This is a genomic window from Kitasatospora sp. NPDC048715 (assembly GCF_043198905.1).
GTDB lineage: Bacteria > Actinomycetota > Actinomycetes > Streptomycetales > Streptomycetaceae > Kitasatospora > Kitasatospora lactacystinica.
The window spans coordinates 208,757-225,407 of record NZ_JBICVH010000014.1; the positions used below are offsets into that span (position 1 = coordinate 208,757).

The 16,651-nt window shown below is 74.0% G+C and carries 13 protein-coding genes and 2 pseudogenes; 10 read left to right on the top strand and 5 right to left on the bottom strand.

The genetic code is table 11. The features are described from left to right. Window positions 1–159: 159 nt before the first annotated feature. On the bottom strand, window positions 160–1,119 hold the full coding sequence (locus ACGFSC_RS25915; protein WP_359914380.1) for a GNAT family N-acetyltransferase: 960 nt from the start codon (window positions 1,117–1,119) through the stop codon (window positions 160–162). Window positions 1,120–1,386: 267 nt separating this feature from the next. Between ACGFSC_RS25915 and ACGFSC_RS25920 the strand changes: the two are divergent. From ACGFSC_RS25920 to ACGFSC_RS25935, 4 genes and pseudogenes are all read left to right on the top strand, one after another. Next, window positions 1,387–2,795: pseudogene (locus ACGFSC_RS25920) on the top strand (DUF692 domain-containing protein). Window positions 2,796–2,869: 74 nt separating this feature from the next. Next, window positions 2,870–3,937 carry a TIGR04222 domain-containing membrane protein gene (locus tag ACGFSC_RS25925; protein WP_359914371.1) on the top strand — a complete coding sequence of 356 codons (1,068 nt, stop codon included), beginning with the start codon at window positions 2,870–2,872 and terminating at the stop codon, window positions 3,935–3,937. Window positions 3,938–4,029: 92 nt separating this feature from the next. Beyond that, complete coding sequence (locus ACGFSC_RS25930) at window positions 4,030–4,812, top strand: TIGR04222 domain-containing membrane protein (protein ID WP_359914368.1); 783 nt, start codon at window positions 4,030–4,032, stop codon at window positions 4,810–4,812. Window positions 4,813–4,856: 44 nt separating this feature from the next. Beyond that, complete coding sequence (locus tag ACGFSC_RS25935) at window positions 4,857–5,471, top strand: hypothetical protein (RefSeq protein WP_359914365.1); 615 nt, start codon at window positions 4,857–4,859, stop codon at window positions 5,469–5,471. A gap of 60 nt (window positions 5,472–5,531) precedes the next feature. Here ACGFSC_RS25935 and hemQ read toward each other — a convergent pair whose 3' ends face one another. From hemQ to ACGFSC_RS25950, 3 genes and pseudogenes are all read right to left on the bottom strand, one after another. After that, entirely contained in the window at window positions 5,532–6,251 is a 720-nt protein-coding gene (gene hemQ, locus ACGFSC_RS25940; protein ID WP_359914362.1) for a hydrogen peroxide-dependent heme synthase, read from the bottom strand. Further along, entirely contained in the window at window positions 6,248–7,678 is a 1,431-nt protein-coding gene (gene hemG, locus ACGFSC_RS25945; protein WP_359914359.1) for a protoporphyrinogen oxidase, read from the bottom strand. Before hemG ends, hemQ begins: the two co-directional genes overlap by 4 nt. A 34-nt stretch (window positions 7,679–7,712) precedes the next feature. Next, window positions 7,713–7,895 (bottom strand): annotated as a pseudogene (locus tag ACGFSC_RS25950) (Uma2 family endonuclease); the annotation flags it as partial. A 53-nt stretch (window positions 7,896–7,948) separates the two neighbouring features. Between ACGFSC_RS25950 and ACGFSC_RS25955 the strand changes: the two are divergent. Then, a complete protein-coding gene (locus ACGFSC_RS25955; protein ID WP_359914356.1) occupies window positions 7,949–8,389 on the top strand; it encodes a DUF523 domain-containing protein in 441 nt (146 codons plus the stop codon). A gap of 36 nt (window positions 8,390–8,425) precedes the next feature. Here the strand turns inward: ACGFSC_RS25955 and hemE are convergent, their stop codons facing one another. Continuing rightward, window positions 8,426–9,439, bottom strand: coding sequence for a uroporphyrinogen decarboxylase (hemE, locus tag ACGFSC_RS25960; RefSeq protein WP_359914397.1), 1,014 nt, complete (start codon window positions 9,437–9,439; stop codon window positions 8,426–8,428). 236 nt (window positions 9,440–9,675) lie between these two features. On the opposite strand from hemE, the gene ACGFSC_RS25965 reads away from it, so the two are divergent. The 5 genes from ACGFSC_RS25965 (at window position 9,676) to ACGFSC_RS25985 (ending at window position 16,635) form a co-directional block, all read left to right on the top strand. Continuing rightward, a complete protein-coding gene (locus ACGFSC_RS25965) occupies window positions 9,676–10,338 on the top strand; it encodes a DUF3000 domain-containing protein (RefSeq protein WP_359914354.1) in 663 nt (220 codons plus the stop codon). Window positions 10,339–10,658: 320 nt separating this feature from the next. After that, entirely contained in the window at window positions 10,659–11,375 is a 717-nt protein-coding gene (locus ACGFSC_RS25970; RefSeq protein ID WP_049651279.1) for a response regulator transcription factor, read from the top strand. Window positions 11,376–11,650: 275 nt separating this feature from the next. Beyond that, complete coding sequence (locus ACGFSC_RS25975) at window positions 11,651–12,895, top strand: HRDC domain-containing protein (protein WP_359910903.1); 1,245 nt, start codon at window positions 11,651–11,653, stop codon at window positions 12,893–12,895. Window positions 12,896–13,240: 345 nt separating this feature from the next. Then, on the top strand, window positions 13,241–14,485 hold the full coding sequence (locus tag ACGFSC_RS25980; protein ID WP_359910906.1) for an acetyl-CoA C-acyltransferase: 1,245 nt from the start codon (window positions 13,241–13,243) through the stop codon (window positions 14,483–14,485). A 2-nt stretch (window positions 14,486–14,487) separates the two neighbouring features. Then, entirely contained in the window at window positions 14,488–16,635 is a 2,148-nt protein-coding gene (locus ACGFSC_RS25985) for a 3-hydroxyacyl-CoA dehydrogenase NAD-binding domain-containing protein (RefSeq protein WP_359910909.1), read from the top strand. Window positions 16,636–16,651: the final 16 nt, after the last annotated feature.

Below are 16,651 nucleotides of genomic sequence, written 5' to 3' on the forward strand. Positions count from 1 at the left end.
CAAGCCACTTCGCGCCCGAAGCAACCCGAGCTGTCCCGATTCGTCCCGCGTGGTCTGGACCACATCTGGCCGAAGTGGCCCGGCCCGGGCCGGGGTTCGGTCCGTTCCCGGCCGGGGTTCGGTCCGGAGTTTGGCCCGGAGTTCGGTCCGGGAGGAGCGTCAGATCTCCTGCTCCGCCGACCGCTCCAGCTGCTTGATTCCCTTGCGCTCCCCCGCACAGCGTTCGTAGCCGAGCCAGGCGTTGATCGCCAGCATCGGCCCGTTGGTCGTGTCGTTGCTGGTGTACGCGTGCCGGTAGCCGGCCGCCGCGGCGAGCCGCAGCGACTCCAGCTTGGCCAGCTTGCTCAGCCCCCGGCCGCGGAACTCCCGGCGGCAGGCGGTGAACGCGGACCAGTAGCGGTCCGCGCCGTCCGTCTGCACCATGCTGAAGGCCGCCGGCCGGCCGTCCACCACGGCGACGACGCTCAGCGCCGCGTCCCGGTCCGGCCTGGCCCAGTCGTTGCGCAGCCAGTCCTCGTACGTGAGGGCGTCCATCGGCACCTCGCTGCCGGGCTCGTCCAGGATGGCGTCCGCCTCGACCAGGAACACCGGGTACGGGTCGTCCGCCCAGTCGGCGGCCGGGCGCACCTCGACACCGGCCGGCCGTACGGGAGCGGGCGGCAGCGGCAGCGCGAGGTCCCGTCCGGCGAACTGCATGGTGCGCCCGATCCGGTAGCCCCGGGCGGTGGCGAAGGCCTGCGAGGCGGGCTCGTCGTCCAGCCAGGTGTGCAGCTCCGTCACGCCGTGCCCGGTCAGGTGCCGCTCGGCCGCGGCCAGCAGGGCGGTGGCCGCGCCGCGCCGCCGGTACTCAGGCAGCACGCTGCCGTTGGCGTAGCCGACGCCCGTGGCCGTCGTCCCCAGCACCACCCCGCAGCGCACCGCGCCGACCACCCGGCCGTCCAGTTCGGCGACGAAGGTGCGGAAGTGCTCCTCGGGGCTGGGCTGGGCGTTCAACCAGACCAGCGTCTCGGCGGAGAGCACCAGGTGTTCGCGCCCGGCCCGGTGGGCCGCGGCCACGGCCACGGCGTCCTCGGGGCGGAAGTCACGGATCGTCACGGAGGAGGAATTCGAGGAAGTCATGGATTCCCACGCTAGCCCCGCGGGCCCGCCCGGCGCCTCCGGTTTTCCCGCCGGAAGGGCACCCCACCTGCGCGGACGGCCCGGGCTCGGGACCAAAGTCCCTCACGACCGGCACGACATGCTCAAATAATGCTCTGAGAAGACCGGGCGAGGCTTGGCAGCCGCCCCGCCCGGGGACATTCTCAGCAGCACGGCCGCGCGGTTCCGGCGACGACGCCCGCACCGCTCGACGGCCCTCCCACCCGGCCCTCCGAAGGGGGCGAACCGATGACTTCCCCTGCCCTGGAACTGCCTGCCTCCGCCACCGCGCGCCGAGGAGCCGCGCCCCGGGAGACCGCGCCCCGTCTGGGCGTCGGCCTCGGCTGGCGCAGCGAGATCGACACCGTGGTCGAGAGCCGGCCCGGCCTGGACTGGGTCGAGGTGGTCGCCGAGAACATCTGCGCCGACCACCTGCCCGAGTCCCTGACCGTGCTGCGCGGACGCGGCGTCACCGTCGTCCCGCACGGCGTCGGCCTCGGCCTCGGCGGCGCCGACCTGCCCGACCCCGGCCGCCTCGACCGGCTCGCCGAGGCCGCGCTGGCCCTCGACTCCCCGCTGGTCAGCGAGCACCTGGCGTTCGTCCGAGCCGGCGGTCTGGAGGCCGGCCACCTGCTGCCCGTCCCCCGCACCCGGGACTCGCTGCGGGTGATCGCCGAGAACGTCCGGATCGCCCAGGACCACCTGCCGGTGCCGCTCGCCCTGGAGAACATCGCCGCCCAGCTCGCCTGGCCGGACGACGAGTTCACCGAGGGCCAGTTCCTCGCCGAGCTCGTCGAGCGCACCGGCGTCCGGCTGCTGATCGACGTCGCCAACCTGCACACCAACCGGGTCAACCTCGGCATCGACCCGGCCGCCGAGCTCGACCGCCTGCCGCTGGAGGCGCTCGCCTACGTCCACGTCGCGGGCGGCACCCTGGTCGACGGCGTCTGGCACGACACCCACGCCCACCCCGTCACCGAACCGGTGCTGGAGGTGCTGGCCGAACTCTGCGCGCGGGTCGCCCCGCCCGGGGTGCTGCTGGAACGGGACGCCAACTTCCCGCCGCCCAGCGAGCTGGCCGGTGAACTGGACGCCATCCGCCGGGTGCTGGAGGGGAGCACCCGGCGATGAGCGACCTGACGAGAACGGCGCGGGAGAACACCGACCCGCGCCCCACCACCGACCGCGACCCCGCCGCGCAGGGCCCCGCCGAGCCGGGTTCCGCCGAGCCGGGTTCCGCCGAGCCGGACCTCGCCGCCGCCCGGCGGCGCCTGGCCCGGCGCCAGGAGGAGCTGCTGGCCGCCCTGGTGGCCGGCGGGCCCGTCCCGCCCGGCTTCGACGAGCGGCAGGTCCGCGCCCAGTCCACCGGCCTGGCCGCCAAGCGGCGGGACACCACCGCCAAGGTGGCCCCGGACCTGCCCCGGGCGCTCGGGGCGCAGTACGGGCCGCTCTTCCTCGGCTACGCCCGCTCCCACCCGCAGACCGGCGGCTACCGGGCCGACGCCCGGGCCTTCGCGCAGTGGGTGCTCACCGACGGCGGCCCGCTCGCCGACGACCACCGCCGGGCCCTGGAGCAGTGGCTCCACCCGGCACCCGTACGGCCGCCGGGCCCGCTCGCGCGCCTGCGCCGGGCCCTGCGCCCGGACCCGCGCCGCTAGCCGGCGGCCGGGCCGCCGGCGAACCCGGCGGCACCTGATCCTGACGCACTGTCACCACCTCGGGGGAACAGCCCATGTGGCACAACAGCTACTTCGTCGTCCCGGCCGTCCTGCTGGCGGCCGCCGCCCTGTACGCCGCCCGGACCCGGCAGCACATCGGCCGGGTCCGCTACGCCAAGGGCCTGCCCGGCCGCGGTCTGCCGCTGCTCGACACCGCGTTCCTGTCCGGCGGGCCGGGGCGGGTGTTCGACACCGCCGTGGTCCGGATGCACATGAGCGAGCAGGTCGTGATCAGCCGCTCCGGTCTGGTCACGCTCACCGGCTCCAAGCCGTACGACGCCGTCGACAAGGCGGTCCAGGACGCGGTCGGTCCGACCGGCAGCCGTCAACTCGGCTCGCTGCGCCACACCGTGATGCGCTCCGCCGCCGTCCAGGAGATCGGTGACCGGCTCGCCGACCGCGGCCTGCTGCGCCGCCCCGAGCGGCTGCGGCGGGCCCGCACCGCCCGTCGGCTGCTCTGGCTCGCGCTGCTGCTCGTGGTGGCCTCCGCGGTGGCCTCCCTGCTGCTCGACGACGGCACCGCCGGCCACGACCGCCCGAACCTCTGGGTCCCGGGCCTCCTGCTGTTCGGGGGCCTCACCGCGCTGCTCGCCACCGCGCCGGTCAAGGGCCGGATCACCCCGGCCGGGCAGCGCCAGCTCTCCCTGATGCAGGGCACTCCGTGGAAGCCCAACGCCGGGATGCCGCCCCGGCTGGCCGGCGGCGCGCTGCTGGGCGCGCTCGCGCTCGGCGGCCTGGCCGCCGCCGGGCTGGACAACCCGGAGCTGGAGGCCGCGATGCTGACCGCGTCGGCCGAGGAGGAGGCCGTACGGCAGGCGGTCGCCGCGAACGCCTCCTCGTCGTCCTCGTCCTCCTCGTCGTCGGCGTCGTCGGCGTCCTCATGCTCCTCCGGTTCCTCCGGCTCCGACGGCGGCTCCGCCTCCTGGTGCGGGTCCTCCGACTCCGGTTCCTCCGGCTCCGGTTGCGGCTCGTCCAGCTGCGGGTCCTCCTCGTCGAGCTGCGGATCCTCTTCGTCGAGCTGCGGGTCCTCGTCCTCCTCCAGCTGCGGGTCGAGCTGTGGCGGCGGCTGCGGCGGCTCCTGAGACCCGCCGGGCGCGCCGCCGGACGTCACAGTTCGGTATCGCGGACCGGGAAGACGTTCCGCCCGCCGTCGACGCAGGCATACAACAAGCCCATGTGGTTGCTGTTCCTCATACCGGCCTGTGTCGCGGCGGTCCTGTCCTGCCTCCGACTGGTCCGGATGACCGCCACCGCCGACGCCCTGGCCGACCAGGCCGGCCTGCGGCCCCCCGAAGCCGTCGGCATCGGCCTGTACGAGACCGCCTACCTGGCCGGCGGCCCGGACCGGGTGGTCGAACTCGCCCTCGTCCTGATGACCGGCCGCGGGCGGCTGCACCTGGCGCACACCGGCTGGACCACCGTGGTCGACCCCAGGGGCCGCAGCCGCCTGGAGCGGGCGGTCATCGCCACCGTCGGCCCCGAGGTCCAGTGCCGGACCGACGAGCTGCGCCGGGCCATGGCCGAGCACCCCACCGTGCTGGAGATCGGCGCCCGGCTCACCCTGGCGGGCCTGGCCACCCCGGCCCTGGTGCAGCGCAACACCGTGGTGGTGGTCCGGCAGGTCCGGCACGCGCTGCTGCTGACGCTGGTGCTGCTGGCCGCCTCGCTGGCCCTCGGCGGCTTCACCGGGGGTGACACCCTCGCCCCGCTCGCCTGGTTCTCCCTGCCGGTGGCGCTCACCTCGGGCACCCTGCTGATGGCCCGGGTGGACGTCTACCCGTACACCCGCTGGGCCTCCCCGGTCGGCCAGGAGGTACTGCGCGAGGTCCGTCCGACCCGCCAGCGCGGCCTGGCCGACGACGAGGAGCGCGAACTGCTCACCGCCGTCGCCATGAACGGCCCGGCCGTCCTGCCCGACGCCCGGCTCCGCGCCGCCCTGCGCCCGCACCGGACCTGAAAACCGGCTGCGCCGACCGCTGCGACCAGGGCAGACTCCCATCCATGGACGCACCCGACCCCGCCGAGCGGCGCCCCGCCGACCGCGCCCCGGACTCACCCGCCCTCGGCCGGAAGGGCCTCGCGACGCTGGAGCGCGCCCGCTCCGAGGGCCGCCCGGTCCGGCTGCGCCGCTCCATCCCCGGCGCGGACCGGCTGGAGGGCTTCGTCCTCGGCACCGGCCCGGTCTGGACCCTGCTCGCCACCTGCACCGACCACCGCCTCGACGGCTGGAGCGCCGTCCGCACCGCCGACCTGCACAAGGTCCGCGACCGGGGCGGCCCCGAGAGCCTGACCGTACGGGTGCTGCGCCGCCGCGGCCTGTGGCCGGTCCGCCCGCCCGGCGCCGACCTGCCGCTGGACGACCTGCCCGGCCTGCTCACCGCCGCCTGCGCCGAGTACGGTCTGATCGCCCTGCACACCGAGCGCCGCGACCCCGGCGCCTGCTGGGTCGGTACGGTCACCGCACTGCGGCCCGCCTCGCTGCGGCTGCACGAGGTCGATCCCGAGGCGCGCTGGCACCCGGAGCCGACGAAGTTCCGTTTCGAGGACGTCACCCGGGTCGACCTCGGCGACCACTACACCTCCGTGCTGCGCGAGTTCGCCGGGCCGCGCCCGTAGCGACGCCGGAGGCCGGCTCCCCGTCGGGGAACCGGCCTCCGGGAGGAACCGCGGGAACCGTCAGACCAGGCCGTTCAGCAGCTCGCTGACCGGCTTGCGCCGACCGGTGAAGAACGGCACCTCCTCGCGGACGTGCAGCCGGGCCCGGGAGGGGCGCAGATCGCGCATCAGGTCGACGATCCGGTGCAGCTCGTCGGCCTCGAAGGCGAGCAGCCACTCGTAGTCGCCGAGCGCGAACGAGGCCACCGTGTTGGCCCGCACGTCCGGGTAGCCGCGCGCCATCTGGCCGTGCTCGGCGAGCATCGCGCGCCGCTCGGCGTCCGGCAGCAGGTACCACTCGTAGGAGCGGACGAACGGGTACACGCAGACGTAGTCGCGCGGGCGCTCGTCGGCCAGGAAGGCCGGGATGTGCGACTTGTTGAACTCGGCCGGGCGGTGCAGCGCCATGTTCGACCAGACCGGCTCCAGCAGCCGGCCGAGGCCGGTGCGGCGGAAGCGGTTGTACGCCTCCTGGAGGTCGTCCGAGTCGGCGGCGTGCCACCAGACCAGGATGTCGGCGTCCGCGCGCAGACCGGAGACGTCGTACGTGCCGCGCACGGTCACGTCCTTGGCGGCCAGCTGGGCGAACAGCTCGTCCACCTCGGCGGCCAGCGCGGTGCGGTCCTCGGGCAGGGCGCCCTTGAGCTTGAACACCGACCACATCGTGTAGCGGATGACCTGGTTCAGGTCGCGCGCCTTCTTCTTCTCGGGCTGCTGCTCCCGCTCAACGCTCTCAGTCATGCGCCCATTGTCCTCTCCGTGGAGCCTTCCCCGGTCGCCGGGGTCAACAGTCTGTCGACGGCGGCCGCAGCGGCGGCCGCCGAACCGATGCACGCCGGAATGCCCACCCCGTCGTACGCGGCGCCGCACAGCGCCAGCGCGCCCACCCGCGCCACCTGGGCCCGCACCCGGGCCACCCGGTCCAGGTGCCCCACCGGGTACTGCGGCAGACCGGCCGTGAAGCGGGAGACGAAGGTGTCGTACGGCCGGGCGGTCAGCCCGATCGCCTCCTCCAGGTCCGCCAGCGAGCGGGCCACCAGCTCCTCGTCCGGCAGCCCCAGCGCCTCCTCCTCGCGGTACCGGCCCAGCGAGGTGCGCAGCAGGAACGCGTCCGGCGCGGAACGCTCCAGCCAGCCCCACTTGTTGGAGGAGAAGGTCGAGGCCTTGATCCGCCGCCCGTCCACCGGCGGCACCAGGAAGCCGCTGCCGCCGGGCGGCTCGGCCAGTTCGGCGCGGCGGAAGGCCAGGGTCACCAGGGCCATGCCCGCGTACTCGACGGCGTCCAGGTCGGTGGCGGCCGCCGGGGCGTCCTCGCGCAGCAGCCGGGCCGCGACGGGGGCCGGGACGGCCAGCACCACGGCGTCCGCGTGCAGCACCTCGCCGCCGGCCACCACCCGCCAGCCGTCGGGGGTGCGGCGCAGCTCGTCCACCGGGGCGTCGGTGCGCAGGTCCACCCCCGCCTTGACGCAGGCCGCGGCGACCGCGCCGGGCAGGGTGCCGAGGCCGCCGCGCAGGCCCTGGAACACCGGGGTGCCGACCACCTTCGGCCGGGAGGCCAGCTCGTGCACCCCCTCGACCAGCGAGCCGCCGCCGCGCGCGATCGGCAGCAGCTGCGGGACGGCGGCGCGCAGCGAGATCTCCTCGGCGCGGCCGGCGTAGACGCCGCCGAGCAGCGGCTCGACCAGCCGGTCCACGACCTCCTGGCCCAGCCGGTCGGCGACGTAGCGGCCGATCGCGACGTCCTCGCCGATCTCGCCGGGCCGCTCGTTCCGGGCCCGCTCCAGCCCCTCGTCGGTCAGCACGCCGGAGGCGGCCAGCGCCTCCAGGTCACCGGGGACGCCCATCACCTGCCCGCCGGGCAGCGGCCGCAGCGCGCCGCGGGTCCAGATCGCGGCCTTCGCGGTGGTCGGCGGCTCCAGCTCCTCGCCGAGCCCGACCGCCCGTGCCAGGTCCACCGCCTCCGGCCGCCGGGCCAGCACCGACTCGGCCCCGAGGTCCACCCGGACCCCGCCGACCTCTCCGCCCCACAGCTTCCCGCCGACCCGCCCGGACGCCTCCAGCAGCGTGACCCGCGCCCGCGCGGGCCCCCCGGCGGCACCGCTCAGGAAAGCGGCCGCGGCCAGCCCCGCGATCCCACCACCGACGACGACGACCTGTGCATCCGACATGCTCCGCAGTCTCGCAGGTCTTTACGCCGGACCCTCAATCCCCTGCACGCCCGAGGTCGATCGCGATCGGGAACGGCACCGGGCGTTCCAGCCTGCCGCGGAAGATTCCGGCCGGTGCGTAGGAAGCGGTCACCCGGTCCAGCTCGTAGACGTGCACGACCGGCAGGCCGTCGTCCTCCTCGACGATCCAGTAGTGCGGGATTCCGGCCTCGGCGTGCCCCAAGATAGCGAGATCGGGGACGCGGCGGACCGCCACTTAGTCTGTGTGCCATGGAACCGATCATGGTGAGTGCGTGTCTGGCCGGGATCCCCTGCCGGTACGACGGGCGGGCGAAGACCTCCGACGACGCCGTGCGGCTGGTCGAGCGGGGGCGGGCCGTGGTGGTGTGCCCGGAGGGGGCGGGCGGGCTGCCGACGCCGCGGCCGCCGGCGGAGATCGTGGGCGGGGACGGCGCGGACGTGCTGGACGGGCGGGCCCGGGTGGTGGACGCGACCGGGGCGGACTGCACCGCGGAGTTCCTGGCCGGCGCCCGGGCGGCGCTCGCCGCCGCCGAGGAGGCGGGGGCCCGGCGGGCGGTGCTGATGGCGCGCAGCCCGTCCTGCGGCTGCGGGCAGGTGTACGACGGGTCGTTCACCGGGGAGCTGCGCCCCGGCGACGGGGTGACGGCGGCGCTGCTGCGCCGGGCCGGGATCGAGGTCACGGCCGGGTAGCGGGCCCCGGAGCGGCAGGGGCCCGCCACCGGGAGGTCAGCGCGCGCTGGCCTCGTGGACGAAGGCGACGAGGCGGCTGAGCGCGTCCGGGTCCATGGACGGCAGCACGCCGTGGCCGAGGTTGAAGATGTGGCCGCTGGTGCCGAGCGCCTCGGCGGCCCGCAGCACCTCGGCGGCCTTGGTCTCCACCACCGCGGTGGGCGCGTACAGCACCGCCGGGTCGAGGTTGCCCTGCAGGCCCTTGCCCGGGCCGACCCGCTCGGCGGCGACGTTCAGCGGCACCCGCCAGTCGACGCCGACGATGTCCGCGCCGGCCTGGCCCATCAGGCCGAGCAGTTCGCCGGTGCCGACGCCGAAGTGGATCCGCGGCACGCCGTACTCGGCGACGGCGTCGAAGACCTTGGTGCTGGACGGCATCACCGAGCGGCGGTAGTCGTCCGGCGCGAGCGCGCCGACCCAGGAGTCGAACAGCTGGACGGCCGAGGCGCCGGCCTCGATCTGGACCTTGAGGAAGGCCGAGGTGATGTCCGCGAGCCGGTCCACCAGGGCGGCCCACAGCTCGGGCTGCCCGTACATCATGGCCTTGGTGTTCTCGTGGTTCTTGGACGGCCCGCCCTCGATCAGGTAGCTGGCCAGCGTGTACGGCGCCCCGGCGAAGCCGATCAGCGGGGTCTCGCCGAGCTCGTCCACCAGCAGGCCGACGGCCTCGGTGATGTAGGGGACGTCGTCCGGCTCCAGCGGGCGCAGCCGCTTCAGGTCCTCGACGGTGCGGATCGGGTCGGCGATGACGGGGCCGATGCCGGGCTTGATGTCGACGTCGATGCCGACGGCCTTGAGCGGCACCACGATGTCGCTGAAGAAGATCGCCGCGTCCACCTTGTGCCGGCGCACCGGCTGGAGGGTGATCTCCTTGACCAGCTCGGGCCGCATGCAGGACTCCAGCATGGGGATGCCCTCGCGGACCTTCAGGTACTCGGGCAGCGAGCGGCCGGCCTGGCGCATGAACCACACCGGCGTGTGCGGCACGGGCTCGTGCCGGCAGGCGCGCAGGAACGCGGAGTCGTGCGCGGCGCCGCGACGCCGGGGGGTGGTCTGGCCGCCGTCGGTGGGCGCCGTGGTGTCTGCCGTTGTCTCGCTCACGCGTCAAATCTTCGCACGCGTGCCGGGCCCGGTTTCCCGGCCGGTCTCGTCGGTTCCTCCAAGATCTGTCCGGGTTTGCCGTTCCGGCACGCCGCTGGGAGAGAAGTTGCGGCGATAACCCCGTTCTTCGACCTAGTCTTCGGGGCATGGCAGCGGTCGGAGGGCACCCCGCACAGGGTGGCGGAGCAGGTGGCGGAGCGGGGCACGAGGGGGTGCCGAGCGAGTTCCGGGCGGCCGTGGCGGCCCTGGACGGGGCCCGGCTGCGGCCCGAGGTGCAGCTCTCCCCCGCGCCGGCGCCGCGCCGGCTCGCCCCGTACTCGTTCGCGGTGACCGCCTCGGTCGAGGTCGACGGCGAGGAGCTGGCGGACGGCCGGCTGGTGCTGCTGTACGACCCGGCCGGGCAGGAGGCCTGGAACGGGGAGTTCCGGGTGGTCACGATGACCCGGGCCGAGCTGGAGCCGGAGATGGCGGGCGACCCGATGGTCTCCGAGGTGGGCTGGTCCTGGCTGCTGGACACCCTGCAGGCGCACGGCGCCGGGTACGCGGAGCCGTCCGGCACGGTGAGCCTGGCCTCCTCCCAGTACTTCGGCGGCCTGGCGGACCGCCCGTCCTCGACGGAGATCGAGATCCGGGCCTCCTGGACCCCGGCCGACGGCCGTTTCGAGCGGCACCTGGCGGCCTGGGCGGACCTGCTGTGCGTCAGCGCCGGCCTGCCGCCGACCGCCCCGGCCCCGCAGGGGCCCGCCGAGGTTCCTTCACTCGGTGGAGTGGTCCCGATGCCGGCCCGGCGACGCCCCCGGTCGCACTGACGGGTGGTGTGCGGGCCCGACGGCGCCCGGGGGCCGTACGCCACCCCCAGGGCTGACGGAGTGTGACTTCGGACCCGCTCTTCGTCAATTCACCGGTCGACACCGACCGATCGACACCGAATCTGATCGATTTTGTGCGAATACCGGGCATGTCGCATCAATCATTTGCGCGATTTGTCCGTATTGTTACTCACTAGATCGTGATCTTTCGCTAAAGCCGGGCACGGTTGCTGCCGAAGCAGACTGTGACCCTTTCCGAACGCGGAACACTCCGACCGCCCCCATCGGGGTTCCGTCCGCCACTCCCCGCAGGAGGCCTGGTGTCGGTCCTTCTTGAGCACCCCGCAAACGTGGTCGCCTACCGGCCGACCAAGCCCACCGCCATGGTGGTCATCGCCGATCCCCGTGTCCGAAACACCGTCACCCGCCACCTGTGGGCACTCGGCGTCCGCGACGTGATCGAGGTGTCCTCCATCGCCGAGGCCCGCCCCCGGGTCTCCACTCCCCGCGACATCTGCGTCGCCGACGTGCACCTCCCGGACGGCTCCGGGCTGACCATCCTCGCCGAGACCCGCGCCGCGGGCTGGCCCAACGGCCTGGCACTGTCCGCCGCCGACGACATCGGCGCGGTCCGCAGCGCACTGGCCGGCGGTGTCAAGGGATACGTGGTGACCGGTACCCGGACGAACGTCGCGATGCCGGGCCGCCCCGGGATGCCGCTCGGCGCCGCCGGGCTGGCCGGCCGGATGCGCCGCCCCGGGATGCCGGGCATGCCGGGCGCGGCCGGTGCGCCGGGCGCCCCCGGAGCACCCGGTGCGCCGGGCGCGCAGCAGGCCGCCTACCGCGAGCTCTCCGGTCGCGAGGTGGAGGTGCTGCGACTGGTCGCCGAGGGACAGTCCAACAAGGCGATCGGCGTGGCGATGGGCCTGTCGGCGCTCACCGTCAAGAGCCACCTCGCCCGGATCGCCCGCAAGCTGGGCACCGGCGACCGCGCCGGCATGGTCGCGGTCGCGCTGCGCACCGGCATCATCCACTGAGCCGGGCGCTCCGGACCGCTGCGGCGGCCGAGGAGGAACGTTCCTCCTCGGCCGCCGCCGTGCGGCCCCCGGCCTCCCGGCGCGCAGTCCGCCCGGGGACGGGCGGGCTGGCCGGCCTTCGCACCGTCCCCCCGTGTCACCCCCACGGCGCCGCCACGAAGCCCCGTACGGCACCCGCGCGGTCCTGTGCCGCCCGCCCCGCGATCCCTCGGCGATCAACAGTCTGACCAGTCCGACAACACTCCCGGCCGTGAGGACCGTCGTACCCTTGGGGGGTGACCGACGCCGTAGCAGCCATCCCAGAAGAAGCAGCCCCGGTCCCGCTCCTCGAACCGAAGGACGGGATCCCACCCGTGGTGGCGGACGACCGGGCGCTGGCCGCCGTCGTCGCCGCCTTCGCGGGGGGCACCGGACCGGTGGCCGTCGATGCCGAACGGGCCTCCGGCTACCGCTACGGGCAGCGCGCCTACCTCATCCAGCTGCGCCGCGAGGGTTCCGGCTCCGCCCTGATCGACCCGATCGCCTGCCCGGACCTCAGTGAGCTCGGCCGGGCCGTCGAGGACGCCGAATGGGTGGTCCACGCGGCCAGCCAGGACCTGCCCTGCCTCGCCGAGGTCGGCATGAGACCCCGGCGCCTCTTCGACACCGAGCTGGCCGGGCGGATCGCCGGCTTCGCCCGGGTCGGCCTCGGGCCGATGACCGAGAACGTGCTCGGGCTGAGCCTCGCCAAGGAGCACTCCGCGGTCGACTGGTCCACCCGCCCGCTGCCCGAGCCGTGGCTGCGCTACGCCGCTCTGGACGTCGAGGTGCTGGTCGAGCTGCGCGACGCACTCGAACGGGAGCTGGACGCCCAGGGCAAGCTCGGCTGGGCGATGGAGGAGTTCGCCTCGATCGCCGCCGCGCCCCGCCCGGCCCCGCGCACCGACCCGTGGCGCCGCACCTCCCAGCTGCACAAGGTCCGCCGCCGCCGTCAGCTGGCCGTGGTGCGCGAGATGTGGCTCGCCCGCGACCGGATGGCGCAGGACCGCGACGTCTCCCCCGGCCGGGTGCTCGCGGACGCGGCGATCGTCAACGCCGCACTTGCCATGCCGCTGAACATCGCCTCCCTGCAGGCCGTCCAGGGCTTCGGCCCCCGGGTGCACCGGCGCCAGCTGGAGCAGTGGCTGGCGGCCGTGCAGCGCGGCCGGGAGGTCCCGGAGAACCTGCTGCCGCCGGCCACCGCGCCGCACGAGGGGCCGCCGCCGCCGCGGGCCTGGGCCGAGAAGGACCCGGTGGCCGCCGCCCGGCTCTCCGGCGCGCGCAGCGCGATCGGCGAGCTGGCCGAGCGCCACCACCTGCCGGCCGAGAACCTGATCACCCCGGACCTGGTCCGGCGGGTCTCCTGGCAACCGCCGGCCGACCCGGGCCCGGAGGGCGTGGCCGCCGCACTGCGCGGGCTCGGCGCCCGGCAGTGGCAGGTGGACCTGGTGGCGCCGGCGGTGGCCGCCGCCTTCGCCGCGGCGGTCGTCGCCCAGGACTGATCACGGCGCGGGGCCGGTCGGGGCCGATGTCCCGTGGCCCATGGCCGCGCGGGGCCGGTCGGGCCGGGGTCCGACCGGCGTTCGGGCCGGTCGCGGTCCGGGCCGATCCGGCAACACGGGAAGGGGATGTCGTCCGTACGGGCGACATCCCCTTCGCCGTACCCGGGAACGGCGCTCCTGGTCGGACGGCCGGGGAACGTGTCGGGAGACACATGGTCAGATCCCTCCGAGGGGCCTGGGCAGGTTGGTTACCGGCGGGTAGCATGGCCGTGATGCGGCGCCGCTCGGGTCTTCGACGGCGGCAGCCCGCCCACCTAAATGTTGGTCCCTGGGAGGAGAGCCCCCGTGCCTCGTACCGCGAGGGACGTCGTCTTCGTCGATGGCGTCCGCACCCCGTTCGGCAAGGCCGGCCCGAAGGGCATCTACCACGAGACGCGCGCCGACGACCTGGTCGTCAAGTGCATCCGGGAGCTCGTGCGCCGTAACCCGAACCTGCCCGTCGAGCGCATCGACGAGGTCGCCGTCGCGGCCACCACGCAGATCGGCGACCAGGGTCTGACCATCGGGCGCACCGCCGCCCTGCTGTCCGGCCTGCCGAAGTCCGTGCCCGGCTACTCGATCGACCGCATGTGCGCCGGCGCGCTGACCGCCGTGACCGCCACCGCGGGCGGCATCGCCTTCGGCGCGTACGACGTGGTCGTGGCCGGCGGCGTCGAGCACATGGGCCGCCACCCCATGGGCGAGGGCGTCGACCCGAACCCGCGCTTCGTCTCCGAGAAGCTGGTCGACGAGTCCGCCCTGTTCATGGGCATGACCGCGGAGAACCTGCACGACCGGTTCCCGCACCTGACCAAGGAGCGCTGCGACGCCTACGCCGTGCGCTCGCAGGAGAAGGCCGCCAAGGCGTACGCCAACGGCGACATCCAGCCCGACCTGGTGCCGATCACGATCCGCAACACCAACCCCGAGGTCGGCGAGACCGGCTGGGGCCTGGCCACCGTGGACGAGCCGATGCGCCCGGGCACCACGATGGAGAACCTGGCGGGCCTCAAGACCCCGTTCCGCCCGCACGGCAACATCACCGCGGGCAACTCGGCCGGTCTGAACGACGGTGCCACCGCCTCGCTGCTGGCCGCCGAGGACGTCGCCGAGGAGCTCGGCCTCCCGGTGAAGATGCGCCTGGTCTCGTTCGCCTTCGCGGGCGTCGAGCCCGAGGTCATGGGCGTCGGCCCGGTGCCGGCCACCGAGAAGGCGCTGGCCAAGGCCGGTCTGACCATCGACGACATCCAGGCCTTCGAGGTCAACGAGGCCTTCGCCGTCCAGGTCCTGGCCTTCCTGGACCACTTCGGCATCGCGGACGACGACGAGCGGGTCAACCCGTACGGCGGCGCGATCGCCTTCGGCCACCCGCTGGCCTCCTCCGGCGTGCGCCTGATGAACCAGCTGGCCCGCCGCTTCGAGCAGCGCCCGGAGGTCCGCTACGGCCTCACCACGATGTGCATCGGCTTCGGCATGGGCGGCACGATCATCTGGGAGAACCCGCATTGGAGCGGAGCGGAAACGTCGTCTCAGGTCGAGGGTGGTAAGTGACCATGGCCAACACCACTGAGCTGCTGACCCGCGGCGCCGAGCTCTTCCCGGGCGAGGTCGTCACGACCGCGCACGTCCGCCACCTCGACCTGCCGCTGCAGGCCGGCCGGCTGGCCCTGATCACCCTGGACAACGGCTTCGACCACACCAAGCCGACCACCTTCGGCCCGGGCTCGCTGCTCAAGCTGAACGAGGCGCTGGACCAGGTCGAGGCCGAGGCCGCCGAGGGCGCGATCGTCGGTGCCGCGATCACCGGCAAGCCGTTCATCTTCGCGGTCGGCGCCGACCTCAAGGGCGTCGAGCTGCTCACGGAGCACGCGGACGCGCTGGCCATCGGCAAGGGCGGCCACGACGTCTTCAAGCGGATCGCCTCGCTGCCCGTCCCCACCTTCGCCTTCTACAACGGCGCGGCGATGGGCGGCGGCGTCGAGGTCGGCCTGCACTGCGACTACCGCACGGTGTCGGCGGGCGTCCCGGCCTTCTCGCTGCCCGAGGTCTTCCTCGGCCTCGTCCCCGGCTGGGGCGGCTGCACCATCCTGCCGAACCTGGTGGGTGCCGGTAACGCCGTCAAGGTCATCATCGAGAACTCGATGAACCAGAACAAGCAGCTCAAGGGCAAGGACGTGTTCGAGCTGGGGATCGCCGACGCGATCTTCGAGCCGGCCGACTTCCTGGAGCAGTCGCTGCTCTGGGCCGCCAAGGTCCTCAAGGGCGACGTCGTCGTCGAGCGCGAGGCGATCGACCGCGGCAAGGCCTGGGACGACGCCGTCCTCTGGGGCCGCATGGTCGCCGACGCCAAGGTGCACGGCGCCGCTCCGGCCGCCTACCGGGCGCTGGACATCATCGCCGCCGCCAAGGACTTCGACCTCGCCGACAAGGCCAGCCTGCAGGCCGGCTTCGACGCCGAGGACACGGCCCTGGCCGACCTCATCATGAGCGGCGAGCTGCGCAGCGGCATCTACGCCTTCAACCTGGTGCAGCGCCGGGCCAAGCGCCCGGTCGGCGCGCCGGACAAGTCGCTGGCCCGCCCGGTCACCAAGGTCGGCGTCGTCGGCGCCGGTCTGATGGCCTCGCAGCTGGCGCTGCTGTTCGCCCGCCGTCTGGAGGTGCCGGTGGTCCTCACCGACATCGACCAGGCGCGCGTCGACAAGGGCGTCGGCTACGTCCACGCCGAGATCGACAAGCTGCTCGGCAAGGGCCGGATCAGCCAGGACAAGGCCAACCGCCTCAAGGGCCTGGTCTCCGGCTCGCTGGACAAGGCCGCCGCCTTCGGCGACGCGGACTTCGTCATCGAGGCCGTGTTCGAGGAGATGGGCGTCAAGCAGGCCGTCTTCGCGGACCTGGAGAACGTGGTCTCGCCGACCTGCGTGCTGGCGACCAACACCTCCTCGTTGTCGGTCACCGAGATGGCCTCGAAGCTGAAGCACCCCGAGCGGGTCGTCGGCTTCCACTTCTTCAACCCGGTCGCGATCCTGCCGCTGCTGGAGATCGTCCGCGGCGACAGCACCGACGACGCCGCGCTGGCCACCGCCTTCGCCGTGTCGAAGAAGCTGAAGAAGACCTCGGTGCTCTGCAAGGACGCCCCGGCGTTCGTGGTGAACCGGATCCTGACCCGCTTCATGGGCGAGATCCAGGGCATCATCGACGAGGGCACCCCGATCGCCGACGTCGAGAAGGCCGTCGAGCCGCTCGGCCTGCCGATGTCCCCGATCGTGCTGCTGGAGCTGGTCGGCCCGGCCATCGCCCTGCACGTCTCGGAGACCCTGCACGGCGCCTTCCCGGAGCGGTTCACCGTCTCCGAGAACCTCGCCAAGGTGGTCAAGGCCGGCAAGCGCGGCTTCTACACCTGGACGGACGGGCAGCAGGTCCTCGACCCCGAGGTGCTGGAGCTGCTGTCCTTCGGCGACTCGGTGCTCACCGAGGAGCAGGTCCGCGCCCGCGCCCTGGAGGCCGTGGCGCAGGAGATCGGTCTGATGCTGGAGGAGGGTGTCGTCGCCGAGGCGCAGGACATCGACCTCTGCATGATCACCGGTGCCGGCTGGCCCTTCCACCTGGGCGGGATCACCCCGTACCTGGACCGTGAGGGCGTCTCGGAGCGGGTGAACGGCAAGACCTTCCTCGCCCCCGGCGTGGCCTCGGTGCCCGCCTAGGCACGGCCCGTACCCG

Coding starts and splice junctions, on each gene's coding strand:
- ACGFSC_RS25915 (WP_359914380.1), bottom strand. CDS start 1,119: ATGACTTCCTCGAATTCCTCCTCCGTGACGATCCGTGACTTCCGCCCC.
- ACGFSC_RS25925 (WP_359914371.1), top strand. CDS start 2,870: ATGTGGCACAACAGCTACTTCGTCGTCCCGGCCGTCCTGCTGGCGGCC.
- ACGFSC_RS25930 (WP_359914368.1), top strand. CDS start 4,030: ATGTGGTTGCTGTTCCTCATACCGGCCTGTGTCGCGGCGGTCCTGTCC.
- ACGFSC_RS25935 (WP_359914365.1), top strand. CDS start 4,857: ATGGACGCACCCGACCCCGCCGAGCGGCGCCCCGCCGACCGCGCCCCG.
- hemQ (WP_359914362.1), bottom strand. CDS start 6,251: ATGACTGAGAGCGTTGAGCGGGAGCAGCAGCCCGAGAAGAAGAAGGCG.
- hemG (WP_359914359.1), bottom strand. CDS start 7,678: ATGTCGGATGCACAGGTCGTCGTCGTCGGTGGTGGGATCGCGGGGCTG.
- ACGFSC_RS25955 (WP_359914356.1), top strand. CDS start 7,949: ATGGAACCGATCATGGTGAGTGCGTGTCTGGCCGGGATCCCCTGCCGG.
- ACGFSC_RS25965 (WP_359914354.1), top strand. CDS start 9,676: ATGGCAGCGGTCGGAGGGCACCCCGCACAGGGTGGCGGAGCAGGTGGC.
- ACGFSC_RS25985 (WP_359910909.1), top strand. CDS start 14,488: ATGGCCAACACCACTGAGCTGCTGACCCGCGGCGCCGAGCTCTTCCCG.